The following is a 21,559-nucleotide window of genomic DNA, read 5'->3' as shown; positions in this document are numbered from 1 at the left end:
GTTGGCCGGTGACGTTCGTCCAGAACGTTAACCACCAGTGCGAGCACCACGGGCGTCGCATGACACGTCGTGGAAATCCGGCCAAGGGGAAATGTCCGACATGGAACAGCAACGCAGGATCAAGCAATTCGTGCTCCAGAACTTCCTGTTTTCCGAGGACGAGAGCGCCTTGGGGGACCAGGACTCGCTCATTCGCGGCGGGATCGTGGATTCGACCGGCATCCACGAGTTGATCCTGTTCCTGGAAGAGAACTATCAGATCTCGGTGTCGCCGGACGAGATGATCCCGGCGCACTTCGATTCGATCGACTCGGTCAACCAGTTCGTCACCCGCAAGCTCGCGGGGTGAAAGCCGCCGTGGACTCGTTGACTTCACGAGTGGCGGCGGTGGCGGACGCGACGCCGGGGCGGACCGCGATCGTCGATCGCGAACGGCAGGCCACTTACGGCGAACTGTGGTCGCAGGCCAAAGCGTTTGCGGCCCTTTTGCGAGGTCACGGACTCGTGCATGGCGACCGCGTCGCGATTGTGCTGCCCAACCGGATCGAGGCGGTGGTGGCCTGGTACGGCGTGTGGCTCGCCGGCGGCGTGGTGGTCGCATTGAACGTGCAGGCACGGGTGCGCGATCTGGTGCCTTGGCTGGATCATTGCGGCGCGCGATTCGTGGTCCACGAGCGCGACCATGCCGATGCCTTGCAGGCACTGGACGCGATCTCGGCACGGCCACTGGCCTTTTCCCTGGGCGAGGGGGACGCCGAGTTCCGGATCGCGCCTGCCGAAACGACATGCGAATGCGCGAGCGATGGCAACACCGGGCCCGACGCAGTGGCCCTCATCCTCTACACCTCCGGCACCACCGGTGCGCCCAAGGGCGTGATGCTCAGCCACGCCAACCTGCTGGCCAACGCGCAATCGGTAATCGCCTATCTCGGCCTGGGCCAGGACGACAGCGTGCTCAGCGTGCTCCCGTTCTATTACGCCTACGGCGCCTCGGTCCTGCATACCCATCTGATCAGCGGTGCACGGGTGGTGCTGGCACCGAACCTGCTGTTCCCGCACCTGGTGGTGGACGATATCGCCCGCGAGCGGGTCACCGGCTTCTCCGGCGTGCCGTCCACCTTCGCACTGCTGCTGGATCACGTCGCGCTGCATGAGTACGACCTGTCGTCACTGCGCTATCTCACCCAGGCCGGCGGCGCGATGACGACCACCTTGGCGAACCGGCTGCGCGCGGCGTTGCCGCATCCGCGGCTGTTCGTGATGTACGGCCAGACCGAGGCCACCTCGCGCCTGACCTGGCTGCCGCCGGAACGGCTGGACCAGAAGCCCGGCTCGGTCGGCGTCCCCATCGATGGAGTCTCGCTGAAGATACTCAGCGAGGACGGCAGTAATGCCGCCACCGGCGAGGCCGGGGAGGTCTGGGTACACGGCCCGAACGTCATGCAAGGCTATTGGAACAACCCGGCCGCGACCGCAGCAGTGATGCGCGATGGCTGGCTGCGCACCGGCGACATCGGTCACCTCGACGACGACGGATTCCTGTTCCTCGCCGGCCGCCGCAGCGACATGATCAAGACCGGCGCCCATCGCGTGCATCCCGACGACATCGAGCAGGCGATCGCCGAGATGGAGGGCGTGATCGAGGTCGCGGTGGTTGGCATCGACGACGAGGTCCTCGGCCAGGTCATCAAGGCCTTCATCGTCACCGAGACCCTGCCCGAGCGCGGCGTCGAACGGGTCAAGGCGCACTGCCGCGCGCGCCTGGCGCCCTACAAGATCCCCAAGCACGTCGAATTCGTGACCGCCCTGCCCCACACCGCATCGGGCAAGGTTCGGCGCATCCAACTCACCGAGCAACAGGTAATCCCATGAGCCCACTGGACTGGACCGTACTGGACATCGACCTCGAACAGGAAGCCGACGGGATCGCCGCGCGCCTGCGCGACATCACCGCGCGCGAGCTGCATCGACGCGGACTGGTGGTGGCAATCTCCGGCGGAATCGACAGTTCGGTCAGCGCCGCGCTGGCGGTGCGGGCGCTCGGCCCCGACCGGGTATTCACCCTGATCCTGCCGGAACAGGATTCGTCGGACGACAGCGCCGAGCGCGCGCGGATACTCGCCGCACACCTTGGCGTGCGCAGCGAGACCATCGACATCGCTCCGACCCTGGCGGCGATCGGCTGCTACCGCGCGCGCGATGCGGCGGTGCGCAGCGTGCTGCCCGATTACGGCGACGACTGGAAAATGAAGATCGTGATCGACGGAGGCACCGAGGGCCGGATCAACCGGTTCCGCCTGATCGCCGAGGCTCCCGACGGACGCCGCCACGAGCGCGACCTCGGCCTGTCCGAATACCTCACCATCGTCGCCGCGACCAACTTCAAGCAACGCATCCGCAAGACCCTCGAATACTTCCATGCCGACCGCCTCAACTATGCCGTGGTCGGCACACCCAACCGGGTCGAGTACGACCAGGGATTCTTCGTCAAGAACGGCGACGGCTCGGCCGACGTCAAGCCGATCGCCCACCTGTACAAGACCCAGGTCTACGCGATGGCGCGTCACCTCGACCTTCCCGAACGGCTATGCACTGCCCAGCCCACGACCGACACCTACAGCCTCAGCCAAGGCCAGGATGAATTCTATTACGGCCTGCCGTACCGGCAGATGGACCTGGCGTTGTGGGCACTCAACCACGACCGACCCGCGGCGGAGCTGGCGTCGGCATTGCAGGTCAGCGAAGCGCACGCGCGCGCCGTCTACGACGATATCCGCAACAAGCGGCGTACCACCCGCTACCTGCACCGCGCCCCGGTACTGGCAACCGAAGTCGGGGAGCTGGAGTCCGCATGAACGCCGTGTTGCAGGTGCCGCTATACACGGCGCAGACCGGTGATGTGGAGCGTGATCGCGACACAGTGCTCTCGATCTGGCGTGACAACCTCGGGCAGGCACCGCTGATGGCGGCCAAGTACGACTGGTTCTACCTGCAATCGTCCGGCGACCCACCGCTGTTGCAGTTGCTTCGGCACGAACCCAGCGGCACCGCGATCGGTGCGTGTTCGGCCGGTCGGCGGCGGATGTCGTGGCGGAATCGCGACATCCGGGCCGGCGTGCTGGTCGATCTCGCGGTCACGCCCGAACATCGCTCGCTGGGTCCGGCACTGATCCTGCAGCAGGGTCTGGTCGCCGCCGGCAAGCGCGATCTTGACCTGCTGTACGGCTTCCCCAATCGGAAGGCCGCACCGGTGTTCAAGCGGGTCGGCTACCGCCACCTGGCCGATATCGTCCGGCATGCGAAGGTGCTCCGCCACGCCGGCTACCTCGCCAGAAAGATGCCACTGTTTTTGGCCCGGGTGGCCGGCGCCGCGATCGATCTCGCCGTCCACCTGGCCGACACCCTGCGCAGCCTCGGCGGCCCGCGCCTGCATGCCCAGTGGAGCAACCGCGCCGACCCGCGCATGGATGCACTCTGGTCCGGCTCGCCGCATGGCCACGGCCTGCTCGCGATCCGCGATGGCAGGCACGTACGCTGGCGCTTCGATCAATGTCCGCTGGGCAAGACCCGCCACCTGCTGCTGAGTGAGCCAAACGGATCTTTGTCGGGCTGGTTCGCGACCCAAAGCATCGATGGCACGCTGCATGTCCGCGACTTCTGGACCCGCGACGCTGCCGAGGGTGTCGGTCGCCACTATCTCGATGCGCTGTTGCGCGCGGCACGCGCCGCAGGGCATGTCGCGGTATCGGTGGAACTGGCCGCGCCGGACTCGCACCTCGACGCCTGGCATTCGCGCCGCTTCGTCGAACGCGGCCGCCGCCCGGTGTTCGGCCAGTGGAGCTGGCCTGACCCAGGTGGCAACGACCCGGCGTTGTTCCTGACCGCCGCCGACGAGGACGAGTGAATCCGTTGCGCCGCCGCGGCGGCTCAGACCAGCCGCCGTCGCTCGCGGCGGAACAGGTACAGCGCCAGCCGTTCCGGCCGGAAACGCCCCTGCGAATCGACCACGGCCCCACTCTCGAAACCGGTGCGGCCAAGCAACCACCCAGGTTCGGGCCGAGCAGGGTTGAGCACCGGTACGCTGGTGAATGCCAACTCGTAACCGGATTCGCGGACTCGTCGTGCTACCACCGGGTCGTGCACACCATGCGGGAACGACATCGACTCTCCCACCGGCTGCTCGGACCCCAAGTGGGCCGCGAGCACGGTACGGGCGCCAGCGAGTTCCGAATCAAGGTCAGATCGCTCGGTCAACGCCTCATGGGTCTTTCCATGCAGGCCCAGTGCGACCCCACCGTGTTCCAACCGCTGCAGGTCCTGTACGTCCACCATCTGGCGCAGGCCGTCATCAAGCACTTGCGCGAACGGCGCCAGCACCGCATCCCGCTGCACCGGGTCAAGTGCTTCCAATTGCGCAATGACCGTGCGCAGCGCCTTCAAGCTCTCTCCTGCCTCCGGATCAGCGGAGGTATCGGTCGCGGGTGCATGGGTCGGCAGCGACGCCGACAGGTCGGCCACCTTGATCCTCCCGCGCCGCCATGCCCCCACCAATTGTTCCTGGAAGAAAGGTTGTCGTCGCCCGATCACGTCCGCGACCACGAACAGCAACGCCGGCACGCCGGCACGCTGCAATTCCGGCAGGGCAAACTCGGCGTTGTCGGCCCAGCCGTCGTCGAAGGTGATCAACAACGCGCGCGACGGCAGCGGTTCCAGCCCGCGCCGCGCCGCCAGCACCTGCCCCAGCGATACCACGTTGTAGTGACCCTTGAAGAACGCCAGCGAGTGCGCCAGCAGTCCGGTCGATATCGTGTAGTCCGGGTCGCAGGATTGCCAGCGCGGGTCACGCGGGTCCAGCACCCGGTGGAACATCGCGACGGTCAGCGTGTCCGCATTTCGGACACGGTGGTACAGGCCCAGCGCACCGCACCCATAAAGAAGCCTTTTCGCGAGTTCCGGCAGCATGACTGACTCAATCCAGGTTTCGGCGATCATACCGACGTTCAACCGGCGCGAACTGGTGAGCCGGGCGATCGAGTCGGTGCTCGCGCAGACGCGCCGCGTCGACGAAATCGTGGTGGTGGACGACGGCTCCACCGATGGAACTACAGCAGCGTTGCGCGAGCGCTTCGGCGATCGCGTGCAGCATGTCTGGCAAGCCAATGCCGGGGTTTCCGCGGCGCGCAACCATGGCATGGCCATCGCCGGCGGTCGCTACTTCGCCCTGCTCGACAGTGATGATGAATGGCTGCCGGACAAGACCGCCCGGCAACTCGCCTGGCTCGAATCGCACCCGGAAGCCGGCATGGTCCTGTGCGACGTCGCCCGCGTCGACGAGCAGCACCGCGAGATCGACGTGTTCCGCCGACGCGACGTAATCCGGGAGGATGGTTGGGTGCTGCGCTGGATCCTGCACAACCCGGCCCTGGTTCCGGCATCGGTGATGATGCGACGCGAAGTGTTCGATGACATCGGCGGGTTCGACGAGTCGCTGCGTACCGCTGAGGACATCGAGTACCACTTGCGCGTCGCCAGGCGCTGGCAGGTCGGAGTAGTCGACCAGGTGCTGGTGCGCGCGATGCGCGGCCATGATGACGGGCTGTCGGCGCTGCCCCATACCTACGATGATTACCTGGGGGTGATGGAACAGGCATTCGAGGACGCACGTGGACAGGTCGACGAAACCGAACGCCGGCACGCGTTTGCCGCGGTCAACCTGCGCATCGCCCGCGGCATGCTCATCCATTCCCGCTGGGCCGACGGTTGGAGGCTGGCGTCCAGCGCGTGGCAGGCGACATCCGAACCCACGCTTCGGCGGGAGGCGCTCGGCCTGCTGCCGTTCGCGCTGAAGCGCGCCGCACGCGGGCTGCTCTCGCGGTAGCGCGGCACGGCCCGACGGGATCAACGCGCACCACGCCGGAATAGCACCACCTCGACCGTCTGCAGCAGGATCAACATGTCGAACACCACCCCGTGGTTCTTCACGTAGAACAGGTCGAACTTGAGCTTTTCCTCGGCATCGCGCACCGACGCCCCATAGGGATAGCGCAGTTGCGCCCAGCCGGTCAGTCCCGGCTTCACGCAGTGCCTGACCGCGTAGTAACGGATCTCCGTGCTGAGCTGGTCAACGAACTGTGGCCGTTCGGGACGAGGACCGACAAAGCTCATTTGGCCCCGCAGCACGTTGAAAAGTTGCGGCAACTCGTCCAGCCGCGTGAGCCGGGTAAAACGTCCTACCCGGGTAGCACGGTCGTCATCACTGGCTGCCCACTGCGCCACCCCATCGGTTTCCGCGTCAACCCGCATGCTCCGGAATTTGACCAGTTCGAAGTGCTGACCCCGCTCCCCCACGCGAATCTGTCGATACAGGATCGGTCCGCTCGACTCCAGACGGATGCACGCCGCCACCAGCAGCATGAAAGGCCACGCGACCAGCAACAGCGTCGATGCCGCCACGAGGTCGAAGAACCGCTTGCACAACCGTCGAACGATCGAGTTCTCGAAGCCTCCGGAAAACACCAGCCAGGACGGGTCGGCGACGTTGAGGGTGACCACCCCGGCCTCGCGTTCGAAGAACGTCGACAGGTCGGTCATGGCGATACCCCGCTGGGCGCAGGCCAGCATCTCCTCCATCGGCAGGCCGCCACGGCGCTCGTCCGGCGCGACCACTATCTCGAACGCGCTGAGTCGGGTCGCCAGTTCGACCAAGCTGTCGCCCATGTCCACCAGCAGTTCCTCCGGCACCGCGATAGCCTGTCCCGGCACGGGCACGAATCCAACCACCACCAGCGAACGGCGATCCGATCGCCGGCGCAATCGGCGATTCACCAGGTTGGCATTGTTACCGGCTCCCAGCACGAGGACGCGTCGCTTGAAGGCTTCAGCATCGAACAGCTGCTCCCACAACCAGCGCGTGGCGATGACACCGATGAACCCCAATACCAGCGACAGCAACAACACGCCGCGACCGATGTAGGTCACCGGCACCAGGTAGTACAGCACCAGCAATCCAACACCACCGAACGAGAACGACAGCAGCAGGCGAAGCAGGAAGTCCTGCCGGTTGTGCCGCACATGCACCTGGTACAGCCCGAATGCGGTCATTACCAGGGTGACCATCAGCGCGACCAGAAGCCGACGCGCCGGCGCGGTCTGGGTGAACGTGACGAGTCCCTCGTAGTCGTCGACGAACCGCAGCCACGCCGCCACCGTGACCGCCGCAACGATGACCATCAGTTCCAGCAGCCACAGCAACAGCAACACCCGGTTTTTGCGGCTGACCGACAAGAAACTCATGGCAGTGGCACCCGGGTGATAACGGTGAAGTCCCCGCACTGATCCGCCGAAGCGCGCATTGCGTTCCCCTGTCGTCGTACCACTTCCCCAAGGCCCGCGGCCAATGCTGCGGTGGGTCTGATCTAAACAACGGGGGAAACCGCGCGATCCGGACGTGACAACGCGGAAAAGCGCCGGTGCATCAGGAATGAAACGTCCGTCCGCGTGGAAGTCGCACACAAAAAAAGGGCCGACGAGTGCTGCTCGTCGGCCCTTTTGTGCTCTTGTATGGTGCGCCCGGAAGGATTCGAACCTCCGACCCCCAAGTTCGTAGCCTGGTGCTCTATCCAGCTGAGCTACGGGCGCGCAGTCGGAGAATTATGACGATCATTCTCAATATCGTCAAATTTTCCGGCGCTGCTTTTGCAAATTGGCGGAGAGTGAGGGATTCGAACCCTCGATGGAGTTTAACCCCCATACTCCCTTAGCAGGGGAGCCCCTTCAGCCACTCGGGCAACTCTCCGCGACACACACGATGTGCGGGCGGGAAGCATAACGGCTCACCCAACCTGGGGCAAACTTTTTGTCACTCGATCTCGCTTTTCCCCGGTTCCACCTCGGCTTCGCCACCGCGTACCTCGGGCTCTTCGCCGCGTTGGATGCGCTGGTAGATCTCTTCGCGGTGGACTGCAACATCCTTGGGCGCGGTGATGCCGACTCGCACCTGGTTGCCCTTCACCCCGAGCACGGTGACAGTCACCGAGTCGCCGATCATCAGGGTCTCACCGACGCGACGGGTCAGAATTAGCATGGGTAAGTCTCCTTGTACCGGTGCATCGTGCCCGGTAGGTTGCGCCCACGCAATACGTCAGGCGCTTCCAGTTTCAGTAAACGGAAAGTATCTGCTTGACCGGACAAAGTCCGCAAGCGAAGAAAGTCATGGGTCGAGGGATTCGTTCAGTCCCAAACACGTACCAACCCATGCGGGTACACCCGCAAGCGCCGCGGCCAATGACGGGCTGTCCTCGCCCCCGCCCTGCGCCATGTCTGGCCGTCCGCCGCCCTTGCCATTGATCTGACCCGCAATATGCCCCAACAGTTCCCCCGCCTTGACCTTGCCCAGTGCGCTACCGCTGACGCCCGCCACCAATGCCGCCTTGCCGCCCCTGGCACCGGCCAGGACGATCACCGCATCACCCAGCTGGTTCTTCAGCCGGTCCAGGGCATCGCGCAGGGCCTTGGCATCAAAGCCCTCCAGCCGCACCGCAAGGACCTTGACCCCCGCTACGTCCACTGCTGATCCCGCCAGGTCGGCGGTCGCACCCGATGCAGCCTTGGCCTTGATCGCGTCCAGTTCGCGCTCGAGCTTTTTCTGCCGCTCCAGCAAATGCCGCACCTTGTCGGTCAGGTCGGCCGGACTGCCACCCAGCAGGTGCGCGACTTCACCCAGGCGCTGCTCTTCACCGGCGATGTGGTCCAGCGCGCCCTGCCCGGTCAGCGCCTCGATCCGACGCACGCCGGATGACACGCCGCCCTCGGAAACAATCTTGAACACACCGATGTCGCCGGTACGCGAGACATGGGTGCCGCCGCATAGCTCGGTGGAGGTATCACCCATCCGCAGCACGCGCACCTGGTCGCCGTATTTTTCGCCGAACAACGCCATGGCACCGAAATCCAATGCCGACTGCATGTCCATCTGCCGGATTTCCGCTTCATGGTTGGCGCGGATCTCGGCATTGACCCGCCGCTCGATATCGGCCAATTCGTCGCTGGTGACCGGCTGGAAGTGCGAGAAGTCAAAGCGCAACCGTTCCGGCGCCACCAACGAGCCTTTCTGCACCACGTGGGTACCCAACACGTTGCGCAATGCGGAGTGCAGCAGATGAGTGGCGGAATGGTTGAGCACGGTCGCGCCGCGACGGACCTGGTCGACCGACCCGGCCACCTTGTCACCGCGCACCAGGGTGCCGGCCGCAAGCGTGCCGATGTGTCCGTGGAACTGACCGGCAAACTTCAGCGTGTCGTGCACCTGGAATCGGGCATCGCCGATGACCAGTGAGCCGGCATCGCCGACCTGGCCACCACTTTCCGCGTAGAACGGTGTACGACCCAGGATAACCACGGCGTCGTCGCCAGCCTGGATCGATTCCACTGGGCGACCCTGCTTGAGCAGCGCGAGCACTTCCAGATCGCGCTCCTCCAGACGGTCATAGCCAAGAAATTCGGTGGCCGGCAGTTGCGCCGCCAACTCGGCCGGCAACGTGGTGGCATTGCCGAATTTCCCCGCCGCACGCGCCATTTCGCGCTGGTGCGCCATGGCCGCATCAAAACCCGCCATCTCGATCGTCAAACCGCGTTCACGCGCGATATCGGCGGTCAGGTCAACCGGGAATCCGTAGGTGTCATACAGGCGGAAGGCATCGGCCCCTGGGATAACGTCCGTGGAGCGCGCGGCAACCTCATCGAATATGCGCATGCCCGAATCCAGCGTCTCGGCGAAACGCTCCTCCTCGGCCAGCAACGACTGCTCGATCAACACCCGGTCCCGACTCAGCTCCGGGTAGGCGTCGCCCATGACCTCGATCAACGGCGCGAGCATGCGGTGGAAAAATGGCTGCTTCTGGCCAAGCATCCAGCCATGGCGCAAGGCACGCCGGATGATCCGGCGCAGCACGTAGCCGCGGCCCTCGTTGGATGGCAGCACGCCATCGACAATCAGGAAGCTGCAGGCCCGGATGTGGTCGGCAATCACCCGCAATGACTTGTTGTCCAGGTCGGTAATGCCGGTCAATCGGCCAGCGGCGGCGATCAGGTGCCGGAACAGGTCGATCTCATAGTTGCCGTGCTTGCCCTGCAGGATCGCGGCCAATCGTTCCAGGCCCATGCCGGTGTCGACACAGGGCGCCGGCAGCGGGGCGAGACTGCCGTCGGGCTGGCGGTCGAACTGCATGAACACCAGGTTCCATATTTCAATAAAGCGGTCGCCATCTTCGTCGGGCGAACCCGGCGGGCCACCAAAGTGCGCCGGGCCGTGGTCGTAGAAGATCTCGGTGCAGGGGCCGCACGGACCGGTATCGGCCATCTGCCAGAAATTGTCGGAGGCGAACGGCGCACCCATGTTGTCGCCGATCCGGATGATTCGCTCGGGTGGCAGGCCGATCTGCTTGTTCCAGATCTCGAACGCCTCGTCGTCGGTGTGATAAATGGTCGCAAGCAGCCGCTCGGGCGGCAGCTTCCAGACTTCGGTCAACAGCTGCCAGGCCCACTTGATCGCGTCTTCCTTGAAGTAATCGCCGAACGACCAGTTGCCGAGCATCTCGAAAAACGTGTGATGACGCGCGGTGTAGCCGACCTGGTCCAGGTCGTTGTGCTTGCCGCCGGCACGCAGGCAACGCTGGACGTCGGCCGCACGCACGTAACCGGGCTTCTCGCTTCCCAGGAACACGTCCTTGAACTGGACCATCCCGGAGTTGGTGAACAACAACGTCGGATCGTTGGCGGGTACCAGCGGCGCCGAGGGCACGATGGTATGTCCGCGCTCGCGGAAGAATTCGAGGAAATCGCGACGGATATCGTTGGTACTGGGATGGGGAGCGTTATTCATGACTTGCCACGGCTGTCGAAGGGCTGGGCACGCTGGCGCTGCGCCGGTCCCCGCAAGATGGGGGTTCCGGGACGCAGAGACAACTGCGCGAAGCCGACAAGCGTATCAGGGGCCGAACCTCGACACGAACATGGTCTGCTTGCCCTGCGACGGTGAACCACCAGCCAGCGCCCACCGTCGGAGCACCACGCTAATCGTCTGGATCGTAGCGAGTCGCCGCCCTGACCACATCACCGGGGAATCCGCGGCGCATCAACATGTCTGCTGCCTTGCGACGCAGCGGCAGGTCCTCCGGGACCGTATCGCCATAGCGACGACGGACCAGGTCACGGGCATTTTCGGTCCAGTCACCTTCAAAGGTATCCATCGCCGTGAGGATGGCATCGCTGTCCAGCCCGTGCGTACGCAGTTCTGCGCGGATATGGATCGGCCCGTAGCTTCCCCCGACGCGAGCCCGGACCAGACTTTCCGCAAAGCGGCCGTCATCTTGCCAGCCCGCCTCGGTGAGCTTGTCCACGACGACGAGAACTTCGTCCGCATCCAGCCCGCGCGAGGTCAACTTCGCGATCAGTTCCTTGCGCGAGTGCTCGCGGCGCGTCAACAGCCCAAGCGCCCGCTCGGTCACGGTGGCCGGTGGGCGCTTGCGGCGCCGACCCGGACCCACCGCCGAGCCGGTGCCGGTGCCTGTTCCAAACAGTCCGCCATCGCGGCCGTCGTCGGAGCTTTCGTCCTGCATGATTCCGTCGTGAGAGGCGATCAAGCCTCCGCTTTCTCCGCTTTACCGGCCTTGCCGGATTTCACCGGCTTGCGACTCGCGACACCGTCCACTGGATCGTCCGATTCGGCATCTGCCGCCACCGCCGGGTTGGCCTCCGCCGGCACCAGTAGTTTGCGCAGCGCCGCCTCCAGGCCCTCGGCCAGTGCCGGGTTGTCCTTGAGGTATTGACGGGCGTTCTCCTTGCCCTGGCCGATACGCTCCTCACCCATGCTGTACCAGGCACCCGCCCTGTCGACCAGTTTTGCCTCCAGGCCCATCTCGATCAACTCACCCTCGCGCGAGATGCCTTCGCCGTACAGGATCTCCGTGAATACCTGCTTGAACGGCGGTGCCAGCTTGTTCTTGACCACCTTGATCTTGGTCTGGTTGCCGATGATCTCATCGCCCTTCTTGACCGCTCCGATGCGACGGATGTCCAGGCGTACCGATGCGTAGAACTTCAGCGCGTTGCCGCCCGTCGTCACCTCGGGGCTCTGGCCCGGCATCATCTGGCCGATCTTCATGCGCAACTGGTTGATGAAGATCACCAGAGTGCCCGAGCGCTTGATGTTGCCGGTCAGCTTGCGCAATGCCTGGCTCATCAGACGGGCTTGCAAACCCGGCAACTGGGCGCCCATCTCTCCTTCGATCTCCGCGCGCGGAGTCAGCGCGGCGACCGAGTCGACCACCACGATATCGACCGCCGCCGACCGCACCAGCATGTCGGCGATTTCCAGCGCCTGCTCGCCCGTGTCGGGCTGCGACAGCAGCAGGTCGTCGACGTTGACACCCAGTTTGGCGGCATAGATCGGATCGAGTGCGTGTTCGGCGTCGATGAACGCAGCCGTGCCGCCGGCCTTCTGGCACTCGGCAATCGCTTGCAGGGTCAAGGTGGTCTTGCCGGAGGATTCCGGGCCGTAGATCTCAACCACCCGGCCCTTGGGCAAGCCGCCGATGCCAAGCGCGATATCCAGCATCAACGAGCCGGTACCGATCACCTCGGCAGCTTCGACCACCCGGTCGCCCATGCGCATGACCGAGCCTTTGCCGAACTGTTTCTCGATCTGCCCCAGTGCCGCGGAAAGAGCTCGCTTCTTGTTCTCGTCCATTGTGGGTTTCCTTGCTGCCATCAGTTGAGTGAATCCAGATTACGTGGGGCCGGTCGCACGGATTGCGACACAGCCACGACTACGACACTAAGATTGGTTCGCGGTACCGGCCTATCATCCCCGGCGCCGTCTTCGGGTCGGAAAGTGCCGCGCCCCGACTCGGAATCAGCGTTGGTTTATCTGCCACGACGCACCAGTCCGCAATACAGCCCCTCAATGGCAAAGTCCTGGTCCGGCTGGACCTCGATGGGCTGGTAATCGGGATTGCGTGGCAACAGCCGGATCCGGTCCTTGCCGACCTTCAGCAGCTTGACCGTGATTTCATCGTCGATGCGGGCAACGACGATTTGCCCATTGCGCGCCTCCGGGGTGCGATGGACGCCAATCAGGTCGCCATCGAAAATCCCCTCGTCGCGCATCGAGTCACCCTGGACCTTGAGCAGGTAGTCCGGCGACGGGAAGAAGATGTTGCGATCCATCAGTACGTAGTCATCGGACCCGATATCCGCACCAATCGGTGTGCCTGCCGCGACCCGTCCCAGGACCGGCAGCCGCAACGCATCTTCTACCGCCGGCACCGGCATGCCCGTGGCATCGCCACTGCCGCCGTCATCGCTGGCTTCGGACACGGCCGGGCCAAGTACCCGGATCCCGCGGGCCTTGCCAGGCAACCGGCTTATCGCCCCTGCCTGCTCCAGAGCGTCCAGATGGTATTGCGCGGCCCGTACGCCGGCAAAACCCATCGCCCGGGCGATTTCGACCTGCGACGGGGGCACCCCTTCCTCGGCGATGCTATCGACGATCAAGGCAAGGATGGCTTGCTGGGTTTCAGTGAGTGCGTTCATTAGCAGTAATACTACTAACGATGGTCATGGCGATGCAAGCGTTGCCCGGTATCCGGCGATGACGGCGGTGCAACGGGTCAGGCGGCCAGGTCGAGCAACCCATGCAGCGCCGCCGCAACGGTCTGTCGACGCACCGCCTCGCGGTCTCCGTCGAAATGGAACACCAGCGCGGTCGGATACCCGCCCCGCCGCTTCCAGGCAATCCAGACCGTTCCCACTGGTTTGTCCTCGATCCCGCCGCCAGGGCCGGCGATGCCGGTCACCGCCACGGCAAGACTCCCTCCGGAATGCACCAGGGCACCGGAGACCATCTCGATCGCGGTTTCGCGACTGACCGCACCATGTTCCTCCAGGGTGCTGGCCTGCACTCCCAGCATCGCCTGCTTTGCCTCGTAGCTATAGGCGGCAATGCCGCACTCGAACCACTCCGAGGAACCCGGGATATCGGTCAGGGTCTTGGCGATCCAGCCGCCGGTACAGCTCTCGGCGGTCACCAGTCGATGGTGATGCTGGCGTGCCGCCGCGGCGACTTTCCCGGCGAGGAGATGAAGGGCGGCGTCGGAGGCGTCTTTGCTCATGGGACGGACTATAGCGGGCGGACGCCATCACCACGCAACAAAAAACCCGCAGGAGCGCGATCAGGCGCTCCTGCGGGTCAATCAACCACGCCTGTCAGTCACGCCTGTCAGTAACGTACGCGAAAGGTCACGCCGTAGGTACGCGGCGCCCCAAGAAAGGCGTTCCACGCGTCCGCCTGCAAGGGGGCGTCAAAGCCGACCTGGATGTAGTCCTCATCGGTCAGGTTGTCCGCCCACAGCTCCAGCATCCAGCTGCGGTCGCTGGCACCGATGCCCACGCGCATGTTGGCGGTCGTGTAGGCGCGCTGCACCTTCTGCGGATCCAGATCGGAGCCGGTGTTGGAGTCGGACGTGTGCTTGGCGCCAATGTTGAAACGGCCGATCAGGTTGGTGCCAATATCCTGTTCGTAAGTGACTGATGCGGTGCCCGACCACAGCGGCGCGAAGCTGGCACGACTGCCGGGCAGCAATGCCAGGTCGGCATCCGGCAGCGGATGGTTCCCGTACTGGGTATCGGCATACATCAACCCGCCCTGCAGCAGCAGGCCGTCAATGCCGGTCTGCCAGATCATCTCGGCGTCGACGCCCTGCGACACGACTTCCGGAATCGCCCGCACCACGAAGCTGGTGCCCAGGAAGCTGTTGAGCTGGAAGTCGGTGTAGGTTTGATGGAACAAGGTCGCGTTGAGCAACAGGTCGCCGCCGGCCCAGGTGGTACGTGCACCCAACTCGTAGCTATCGACAAACTCACCCGGGAACGAGGTGTCGTCGACCGGCGTGATTCCGTTGGTGCCGCTGGACAGGCCATTGGACGACTGCACCCGGTCCAGGTTGAAACCGCCGGCCTTGTAACCGCGCGCGGCCGACAGATAGGTCATCACCTGCTCGTTCCAGCGGTAGGCGGCCTTCACCGTTCCGGACCATTCGCTTTCATCACGCGACTGATCGGTCACCCGACCGTTGTGCAGGGCGTTGGCCCAAGGCAGGCACATGTAACCGGCGACCTGCGGCGCCGCGCCGGGGACCACGGCACCCAGCAACGCCGCCTGGGTTGCCGGTGGCAAACTCGCGAACCCGTTTATGCGCGAGGCGATCGCAGCGCCTACGCGCCCGCCCGGGTTGGTCAGGGCCGCGCCGCAACCCACAGAGCCATTGGGGTTACTGTAAATCGACGAAAGGTCTTTCTCCTCGCGGGTGTAACGCAAGCCCAGGGTCAGGTCCAACGCGTCGGTGGCGTGCCAGGTGTTGTTGGTGAACAACGCCAGCGTACGCGACTCCTGCTCATACAGGTCCAGCGCGCCAAGACCGGCGAAGTTGGTTCCGAATGGCTGGCCGCTGACCTGCGACATGAACAACGCCGGGTTCGACATGTCCACCGTCAGCCCCATCGGCGCCAGGCCGGCAGCGACCGCGCCCAGCACCTGACTGCCCACCAGGGTCGACAAGTAGGGCTCGTAGGCCGCGCCGATCCGGTAGGAGTCGTTGCGATCCAGGTCCTCGTTGGCATAGAACAACCCGACCATCCAGTCGACACTGTCGGTCGCACCGGTCAGGCGGAATTCCTGGCTGAAGGTCTCGAAGCCGGTGAACGACTCATCCGGGTCGGCCTTGCGATACAGGATGTCGGCACTGCTGAAGTCGAAGTCCAGCCCATTGATCGCCTCCCAGCTGCGAAAGGCGGTAATCGAGGTCAACTCGGCGCCGCCGGCCCATGGCGTCACCCAATTGGCCTCGGCCGAGATGCCCTTGTCCTTGATGTCCTGCTCGGTGCTGCGGTTGCTGTAGGCGATCCGCGCGAACGGATCCACGGTCGGGCTGACACCTTCGCCACCGGCCAGCGCGTTGATCACCTGCATGGGCGCGTTGTACGGCAATCCCGGGGTCGGATTGCGGGCGATGGTGACGCCGGTGCAGCAGTTTTCCTCGCGACTGGTGAAGTCGGCGATGAAGTTGATGTCGAAGGTGTCGCTCGGCTCGAACAGCAACTGACCGCGCAACGAGTGGAAGTTCTGGTCGTAGTCGTCGGTCTCGGTGCGCGGGCCTGGCCCGGCGCGCACGTCCATGATCCCGTCGCGCTTGCGCTTGGCGGCGTAGATATTGAACGCGGCGTTATCACCAATGGGCGAGTTGAACGAGGCGGCGGCGCCGAGCGCGTTGTAGTTGCCGAAGGTCAGCTCGCCCTCGACCTCGGTGGTGTAGCTGGGCCGGCGGGTAATCACGTTGATCACCCCGGCCGAGGTGTTCTTGCCGAACACGCTGCCTTGCGGGCCTTTCAACACCTCGATGCGCTCGATCTGGCCGAGGTCGCCAAAACCGACACCGTTACGCGGCCGGTACACACCGTCGATCACCACCCCGACCGACGACTCCAGCCCCGGGTTGTCACCCACCGTGCCGATGCCGCGGATCCGCGCGGTGGTCTGCACGGCGCTCTGGGTACTGGTAACGGTCAAGCCGGGAACCAGCAATTGCAGGTCCTTGATGTCACGCACCCCGGTGTCCTGCAGCAACTGCTCGGGCAATACGGTGATCGCGATCGGCACGTCCTGCAGGGCTTCCTCGCGCTTCTGCGCGGTGACGGTGATACCGGCCAGCGTAGTGGCGCGTTCGTCGTTGGTCGTCGTCGTGGCCGAATCCGGTTCGGCTGGTGCTTCCTGCGCCATCACTGGCGCATTGGCCAATGTGGCCAGCGCTACCAAAACCGATGTGGCAAGCAACGTACGTGCAGGCTTTGCAGTTCCCATGGTGTCCCCTCCCAAACGGCGATCAAATCAAGTGCGCGCCATCTCCGCGGCGGCAATGTACGGACCACTTGTCACCACTGGCCACGTGGGGGACTTGGCCAATGGCGGCGTGATGAGAGGCCCGCAGGCGAACCGTAGCACGTTCCATACGCAACGGAACGGTGTCACACAATGTGGCTTGACGGTGGCCGGCGACCATCGGCTGGCATACTTGCCAACCCATGGCCGATTACCTCGAGCGCCATCCGGCCCCCACCGCCAGACCCCGGAAATCCGTGCCCATCTCGATCACCGCAACCGCCCGCGACAACGACGCCCATACGCCGCTGATGCGCCAGTTTTTCAGCGCGAAGTCAGAGCATCCCGACGTCCTGCTGTTCTTCCGGATGGGCGATTTTTACGAGCTGTTCTACGACGACGCCCGCAAGGCGGCGCGGCTGCTCGACATCACCCTGACCCAGCGCGGCAACTCGGCCGGGCAGCCGATCCCGATGGCCGGCGTGCCCCACCATGCGGCCGAAGGTTACCTGGCGCGGCTGGTGGCGTTGGGCGAGTCGGTGGCCATCTGCGAGCAGATTGGCGACCCGGCGACGAGCAAGGGGCTGGTCGAGCGCAAGGTCGTGCGCATCGTCACCCCCGGCACGGTCACCGATGAGGCGTTGCTGAGCGAGCGTCGCGATACGCTGCTGCTGGCGGTGTCACGCAACAAGCACGGGTACGGGGTCGCCTGGGCCGATCTCGCCGGCGGCCGCTTCCTGGTCAACGAAGTCGCCACGGCGGACGCACTGGAAGCCGAGCTGGCGCGGCTGGATCCCGCCGAGACCCTGTGTCCCGACGAAGATGGCTGGCCGGATTTCGTGACCGGGCGTCGCGGCACGCGCCTGCGCGCGCCGTGGCTGTTCGATGCCGACAGTGGCCGTCGCCAGTTGCTCAAGTTCTTCGCCGTGCATGACCTGTCCGGGTTTGGGCTGGAAGACAGGCCATTGGCGATCTCCGCCGCGGCCGCGCTGCTCGGTTACGTCGAGGAAACCCAGAAGCAGCGCCTGCCGCACCTGACATCGATAGCGGTCGAGTCCGGCGACGGTGCCATCGCGATGAATGCCGCGACCCGCCGTCACCTGGAGCTGGACTCGCGCATCGATGGCGACAACCAGCACACCCTGCTCGGTGTACTCGACTCCACCGTCACCCCTATGGGCGGGCGCCTGCTGCGACGCTGGCTGCACCGTCCGTTGCGCGACCACCCTGCCCTGCGCCACCGCCACCAGGCCATCCAGACGCTGGTTGAATCAGCAGCCGACCAGTCCGTGCGCGAGCGGTTCCGCGCCCTTGGCGACCTGGAGCGCATCCTTACCCGTATCGCCCTGCGCAGCGCGCGCCCACGCGACCTGTCCACCCTGCGCGACGGACTGGGCCTGCTGCCGGAGCTGCGCGGCGTGCTCGCGCCGCTGGACTCGCCGCTGCTCAACGAGCTGACCGCCGAGCTTGGCGAGCATGACCAGCACGCCCACCTGCTGCAGTCCGCGATCGTCGATCAGCCGCCGGTGCTGGCCCGCGATGGCGGTGTGTTCCTTGCTGGCTATGACAGCGAGCTGGACGAGCTGCGGACGCTGTCCACGACCGCCGACCAGTTCCTGGTCGACCTGGAAGCGCGCGAGCGCGAGGCCAGTGGCATCCCGACCCTGAAGGTCGGCTACAACCGCGTGCACGGCTATTACCTGGAGGTCAGCAAGGCCCACGCGGCCAAGGCACCGACCCACTACACCCGGCGCCAGACCCTGACCAACGCCGAGCGCTACATCACCGAGGAACTCAAGGCGTTCGAGGACAAGGTGTTGTCGGCCCGCGAGCGCTCGTTGACGCGCGAACGATTGCTGTACGTGCAACTGCTGGACATCCTCGCCGGGCAACTGGAACCACTGAAGCGCTGCGCGGCCGCGTTGGCGCAGCTCGATGTGCTGGCCTGCCTGGCCGAGCGGGCGCAGGCACTGGACTGGTCGCAGCCGGAGTTGTCCAGCCAACCCGGCATCAGCATCGAACGTGGTCGCCACCCGGTGGTGGAGGCGGTGCGCAGCGAACCGTTCGAGCCCAATGACCTGATGCTGCATGAAGACCGCCGGATGCTGGTCATCACCGGCCCCAACATGGGTGGCAAGAGCACCTACATGCGCCAGAACGCGCTGATCGTGCTGCTGGCCCATATCGGCAGTTTCGTGCCCGCGTCACGTGCCGTGATCGGCCCGATCGACCGCATCCTGACCCGCATCGGCGCCGGCGATGACCTCGCGCGCGGCCAGTCGACCTTCATGGTCGAGATGAGCGAGACCAGTTACATCCTCCACCACGCCAGCGCCCAGTCATTGGTCCTCATGGACGAGATCGGGCGCGGCACTTCGACCTACGACGGGCTGGCGCTGGCGGAGGCCTGTGCGCGCCACCTCGCCCACGACAACCGCGCCTACACCTTGTTTGCCACCCATTATTTCGAGTTGACCGCCCTTGCCGGCGAGCCCAACAACACCGGCGGTAGCGGTATCGCCAACGTGCACCTGGATGCGGTCGAGCATCGCGACCGCAATGGCGGCGACACGCTGGTATTCCTGCATGCAGTCAAGGACGGCCCGGCCAACCGCAGCTTCGGCTTGCAGGTTGCCGCGCTGGCGGGGCTGCCGCGATCGGTGATCAAGCAGGCACGCGGGCGATTGGCCGAGCTGGAACAGCAAAGCCGGGATGCCCCCAAGCCCTCGATGTCCGCCGCAGCGCTTGAACAGCCGCAACAAGCGGCCTTGTTCGCGCCGCGCTCGGCCGCCCTGGATGCACTGGCGACGCTTGATCCCGACGAGCTGAGCCCCAAACAGGCGCTCGAAGCGTTGTACCGGATCAAGTCGCTGACGTGACGGCGCGGGCATACGTTCGCCGTTAGGATGAATGTTCCAACCCCACAGGTAACCCTCCCATGACCTCCCTCACCAACGATCTCATGCAACAGTTGCAGGGCCAGCCCATGTCCCAGTTGAGCCAACAGCTCGGCCTGGACACCGAACAGACTGCCAGCGCGGTGTCGGCGGCGTTGCCGCTGCTGATGGGCGCGCTGGGCCGTAACGCCAGCCAGCCAGAAGGCGCACAACAACTGCTGGGTGCGCTGCAGCGCGATCACAGCGGGCTGGACCTGGGCAGCGTGTTGGGCAGTGTTATGGGCGGAGGCGGCAACGGCAGCGATATCCTCGGGCACGTACTGGGCGGGCGCCAGCAGACGGCCGCGCAGGGGCTGGGCGCCGTCACCGGACTGGATGGCGACCGCGCCGGATCGCTGTTGAAGATGCTCGCACCGCTGGTAATGGCCTTCCTCGCCAAGCAGATGGGCAGCGGCGGCAACGCGGCGGCCACCCCACAAGCGCTGGGGGGCCTGCTTGGCCAGGAACAGGCGCAGATCCGCGAACAGGGCGGAGTCGGCGGCGGCCTGCTCGGAGCGGTGCTTGACCAGGACGGTGATGGCCAAGCCGGCCTGTCCGATCTGTTGAAGATCGGCGGCTCGCTGTTCGGCGGCAAGCGCTGACGGCGCGACGGTTACCCAACGCGACATTGCCCAGCGTGATACCACGCCGCGTGGTGTCGCCCGCCACGGGTTACAGCGAGTCGATATCCCCCAGCGCCCGGATCAATCGCCGGGCGCGTTTGTCGGGCTTGGACTTGGGCGCCTCGTAGCCGGTCCGCGTCGCCGCTCGCACGGCCCGCACTTCAGCCCGGGCCAGTTGCGACGCTTCGGACTCCTCGTACAGACCCTGCGCCACACTGGCCGCGCCACGCTTGCCACTGAGCGCCCGCACCGTCACTTCGAAGGTTTCCTCGGCGCGCGTAATCCGCAGCGCGTCGCCGACCCGGAGCGCGCGCGCCGGTTTGGCCCGCTGCCCCTCGACCTGGACCTTGCCGGTCTCGACGGCCTGTTTTGAAAGCGCGCGATTCTTGTAGAACCTGGCCGCCCACAACCACAAGTCGAGGCGGACGGTTGCAGCGGATTGATCAGTTGTCATCGCCGACAAATGTAGCCCACCCCAGGTCAGAATTCAGCGGCGAGCCTTGACCCACACAGCACTTCGATCCACGACACTCGACCCGGCCGGATCCGAAAACAGAAAAAGCCACCTCGAAGGTGGCTTTTCCGGGAATCGATACGAGACCGAATCGGATTACTTTGCGGCTTCTTCCTTGGTGGCCGCGGCCGCAGCGGCCTTCGCCTCTGCTTTGAACTTGGCAGCACCAGCGAGATCTTCCTTGATGCGCGCCTTGCGACCTTCCAGGCCGCGCAGGTAGTACAACTTGCCGGCGCGAACCTTGCCGCGACGCTTGACCTCGACCGAGTCGATCACCGCGCTATGTGACTGGAATACGCGCTCGACGCCGAAACCGTGTGAGATCTTGCGCACCGTGAACGCCGAGTTCAGACCGTTGTTCTTCTTCGCGATCACCACGCCCTCATAGGCCTGGACGCGCTCGCGCGTGCCTTCCTTGACCCGGACGTTGACGACGATGGTATCGCCGGGGCCGAACACCGGCAGTTCGCGCTTGATCTGCTCGGATTCAAACTCTTGCAGCAGCGTATGGATCGAGGGCTTGTTCATGGACTTGGCCTGTTGGAGTAGTTGTAGC

At 65.0% G+C, this 21,559-nt stretch carries 17 protein-coding genes, 2 tRNA genes and 1 pseudogene; 7 read left to right on the top strand and 13 right to left on the bottom strand.

What is annotated here, in order from left to right; translation table 11 throughout:
- Positions 1-91 precede the first annotated feature (91 nt).
- Genes ACW7G0_RS04485 through ACW7G0_RS04470 form a run of 4 tightly spaced genes read left to right on the top strand, consistent with a single transcriptional unit; the run spans position 92 to position 3,904 of the window.
- A complete protein-coding gene (locus ACW7G0_RS04485; RefSeq protein WP_456987895.1) occupies positions 92-349 on the top strand; it encodes an acyl carrier protein in 258 nt (85 codons plus the stop codon).
- A gap of 8 nt (positions 350-357) precedes the next feature.
- Entirely contained in the window at positions 358-1,872 is a 1,515-nt protein-coding gene (locus ACW7G0_RS04480; protein ID WP_456987894.1) for a class I adenylate-forming enzyme family protein, read from the top strand.
- The gene (gene nadE, locus ACW7G0_RS04475) at positions 1,869-2,855 is read left to right on the top strand and encodes an NAD(+) synthase (RefSeq protein ID WP_456987892.1); all 987 of its coding nucleotides are present in this window, start codon (positions 1,869-1,871) and stop codon (positions 2,853-2,855) included. Before ACW7G0_RS04480 ends, nadE begins: the two co-directional genes overlap by 4 nt.
- Positions 2,852-3,904, top strand: coding sequence for a hypothetical protein (locus tag ACW7G0_RS04470; RefSeq protein WP_456987890.1), 1,053 nt, complete (start codon positions 2,852-2,854; stop codon positions 3,902-3,904). The genes nadE and ACW7G0_RS04470 overlap by 4 nt, the downstream gene beginning before the upstream one ends.
- Before the next feature lie 23 nt (positions 3,905-3,927).
- Here the strand turns inward: ACW7G0_RS04470 and ACW7G0_RS04465 are convergent, their stop codons facing one another.
- Positions 3,928-4,962 carry a polysaccharide deacetylase family protein gene (locus tag ACW7G0_RS04465; protein ID WP_456987888.1) on the bottom strand — a complete coding sequence of 345 codons (1,035 nt, stop codon included), beginning with the start codon at positions 4,960-4,962 and terminating at the stop codon, positions 3,928-3,930.
- Between ACW7G0_RS04465 and ACW7G0_RS04460 the strand changes: the two genes are divergently transcribed.
- The gene (locus ACW7G0_RS04460; RefSeq protein ID WP_456987887.1) at positions 4,961-5,878 is read left to right on the top strand and encodes a glycosyltransferase family 2 protein; all 918 of its coding nucleotides are present in this window, start codon (positions 4,961-4,963) and stop codon (positions 5,876-5,878) included. The two genes, ACW7G0_RS04465 and ACW7G0_RS04460, sit on opposite strands and share 2 nt — an antisense overlap.
- Before the next feature lie 20 nt (positions 5,879-5,898).
- On the opposite strand, the gene ACW7G0_RS04455 is transcribed toward ACW7G0_RS04460, so the two are convergent.
- From ACW7G0_RS04455 to ACW7G0_RS04410, 10 genes and pseudogenes are all read right to left on the bottom strand, one after another.
- Positions 5,899-7,293, bottom strand: coding sequence for a TIGR03013 family XrtA/PEP-CTERM system glycosyltransferase (locus tag ACW7G0_RS04455; RefSeq protein ID WP_456987885.1), 1,395 nt, complete (start codon positions 7,291-7,293; stop codon positions 5,899-5,901).
- A gap of 268 nt (positions 7,294-7,561) precedes the next feature.
- Positions 7,562-7,638, bottom strand: a tRNA-Arg gene (locus ACW7G0_RS04450).
- A 65-nt stretch (positions 7,639-7,703) separates the two neighbouring features.
- A tRNA-Ser gene (locus tag ACW7G0_RS04445) sits at positions 7,704-7,795 on the bottom strand.
- 63 nt (positions 7,796-7,858) lie between these two features.
- Positions 7,859-8,083: a carbon storage regulator CsrA gene (csrA, locus tag ACW7G0_RS04440; protein WP_456987884.1), complete on the bottom strand. Its 225-nt coding sequence runs from the start codon at positions 8,081-8,083 to the stop codon at positions 7,859-7,861.
- Between the two features lie 126 nt (positions 8,084-8,209).
- Positions 8,210-10,879: an alanine--tRNA ligase gene (gene alaS / locus ACW7G0_RS04435; protein ID WP_456987883.1), complete on the bottom strand. Its 2,670-nt coding sequence runs from the start codon at positions 10,877-10,879 to the stop codon at positions 8,210-8,212.
- A 190-nt stretch (positions 10,880-11,069) separates the two neighbouring features.
- Positions 11,070-11,639 (bottom strand): regulatory protein RecX, encoded by a 570-nt coding sequence (locus ACW7G0_RS04430; RefSeq protein WP_456987882.1) that lies wholly within the window; start codon positions 11,637-11,639, stop codon positions 11,070-11,072.
- A gap of 71 nt (positions 11,640-11,710) precedes the next feature.
- A pseudogene (gene recA, locus ACW7G0_RS04425) lies at positions 11,711-12,745 on the bottom strand (recombinase RecA); the annotation flags it as partial.
- A 176-nt stretch (positions 12,746-12,921) separates the two neighbouring features.
- Entirely contained in the window at positions 12,922-13,590 is a 669-nt protein-coding gene (gene lexA, locus ACW7G0_RS04420) for a transcriptional repressor LexA (protein WP_456987881.1), read from the bottom strand.
- Positions 13,591-13,667: 77 nt separating this feature from the next.
- A complete protein-coding gene (locus ACW7G0_RS04415) occupies positions 13,668-14,168 on the bottom strand; it encodes a CinA family protein (protein ID WP_456987880.1) in 501 nt (166 codons plus the stop codon).
- A gap of 107 nt (positions 14,169-14,275) precedes the next feature.
- Positions 14,276-16,912: a TonB-dependent receptor gene (locus ACW7G0_RS04410; protein WP_456987878.1), complete on the bottom strand. Its 2,637-nt coding sequence runs from the start codon at positions 16,910-16,912 to the stop codon at positions 14,276-14,278.
- Between the two features lie 329 nt (positions 16,913-17,241).
- Here ACW7G0_RS04410 and mutS point away from each other — a divergent pair, with 329 nt between their 5' ends.
- Both mutS and ACW7G0_RS04400 read left to right on the top strand, forming a co-directional pair.
- The gene (gene mutS / locus ACW7G0_RS04405; RefSeq protein ID WP_456989450.1) at positions 17,242-19,809 is read left to right on the top strand and encodes a DNA mismatch repair protein MutS; all 2,568 of its coding nucleotides are present in this window, start codon (positions 17,242-17,244) and stop codon (positions 19,807-19,809) included.
- Between the two features lie 59 nt (positions 19,810-19,868).
- Positions 19,869-20,468 carry a DUF937 domain-containing protein gene (locus tag ACW7G0_RS04400; RefSeq protein WP_456987876.1) on the top strand — a complete coding sequence of 200 codons (600 nt, stop codon included), beginning with the start codon at positions 19,869-19,871 and terminating at the stop codon, positions 20,466-20,468.
- A 70-nt stretch (positions 20,469-20,538) separates the two neighbouring features.
- Here the strand turns inward: ACW7G0_RS04400 and ACW7G0_RS04395 are convergent, their stop codons facing one another.
- Both ACW7G0_RS04395 and rplS read right to left on the bottom strand, forming a co-directional pair.
- The gene (locus tag ACW7G0_RS04395; RefSeq protein WP_456987874.1) at positions 20,539-20,943 is read right to left on the bottom strand and encodes an RNA-binding S4 domain-containing protein; all 405 of its coding nucleotides are present in this window, start codon (positions 20,941-20,943) and stop codon (positions 20,539-20,541) included.
- A gap of 156 nt (positions 20,944-21,099) precedes the next feature.
- Entirely contained in the window at positions 21,100-21,531 is a 432-nt protein-coding gene (rplS, locus tag ACW7G0_RS04390; protein WP_456987872.1) for a 50S ribosomal protein L19, read from the bottom strand.
- Between the last annotated feature and the right edge of the window lie 28 nt (positions 21,532-21,559).

It is taken from the genome of Lysobacter sp. A286, assembly GCF_054052105.1.
Note: the sequence above shows the minus strand (reverse complement) of the source record. Positions and strands in the feature narration are given on the sequence as shown.

Bases quoted from the DNA above. Each gene is read 5' to 3' on its own strand.
- ACW7G0_RS04415 (WP_456987880.1), bottom strand. From the start codon at position 14,168: ATGAGCAAAGACGCCTCCGACGCCGCCCTTCATCTCCTCGCCGGGAAA.
- ACW7G0_RS04485 (WP_456987895.1), top strand. From the start codon at position 92: ATGTCCGACATGGAACAGCAACGCAGGATCAAGCAATTCGTGCTCCAG.
- ACW7G0_RS04465 (WP_456987888.1), bottom strand. From the start codon at position 4,962: ATGCTGCCGGAACTCGCGAAAAGGCTTCTTTATGGGTGCGGTGCGCTG.
- ACW7G0_RS04455 (WP_456987885.1), bottom strand. From the start codon at position 7,293: ATGAGTTTCTTGTCGGTCAGCCGCAAAAACCGGGTGTTGCTGTTGCTG.
- rplS (WP_456987872.1), bottom strand. From the start codon at position 21,531: ATGAACAAGCCCTCGATCCATACGCTGCTGCAAGAGTTTGAATCCGAG.
- mutS (WP_456989450.1), top strand. From the start codon at position 17,242: ATGCGCCAGTTTTTCAGCGCGAAGTCAGAGCATCCCGACGTCCTGCTG.
- ACW7G0_RS04410 (WP_456987878.1), bottom strand. From the start codon at position 16,912: ATGGGAACTGCAAAGCCTGCACGTACGTTGCTTGCCACATCGGTTTTG.
- csrA (WP_456987884.1), bottom strand. From the start codon at position 8,083: ATGCTAATTCTGACCCGTCGCGTCGGTGAGACCCTGATGATCGGCGAC.
- alaS (WP_456987883.1), bottom strand. From the start codon at position 10,879: ATGAATAACGCTCCCCATCCCAGTACCAACGATATCCGTCGCGATTTC.
- lexA (WP_456987881.1), bottom strand. From the start codon at position 13,590: ATGAACGCACTCACTGAAACCCAGCAAGCCATCCTTGCCTTGATCGTC.
- ACW7G0_RS04400 (WP_456987876.1), top strand. From the start codon at position 19,869: ATGACCTCCCTCACCAACGATCTCATGCAACAGTTGCAGGGCCAGCCC.
- ACW7G0_RS04470 (WP_456987890.1), top strand. From the start codon at position 2,852: ATGAACGCCGTGTTGCAGGTGCCGCTATACACGGCGCAGACCGGTGAT.
- nadE (WP_456987892.1), top strand. From the start codon at position 1,869: ATGAGCCCACTGGACTGGACCGTACTGGACATCGACCTCGAACAGGAA.
- ACW7G0_RS04460 (WP_456987887.1), top strand. From the start codon at position 4,961: ATGACTGACTCAATCCAGGTTTCGGCGATCATACCGACGTTCAACCGG.
- ACW7G0_RS04395 (WP_456987874.1), bottom strand. From the start codon at position 20,943: ATGACAACTGATCAATCCGCTGCAACCGTCCGCCTCGACTTGTGGTTG.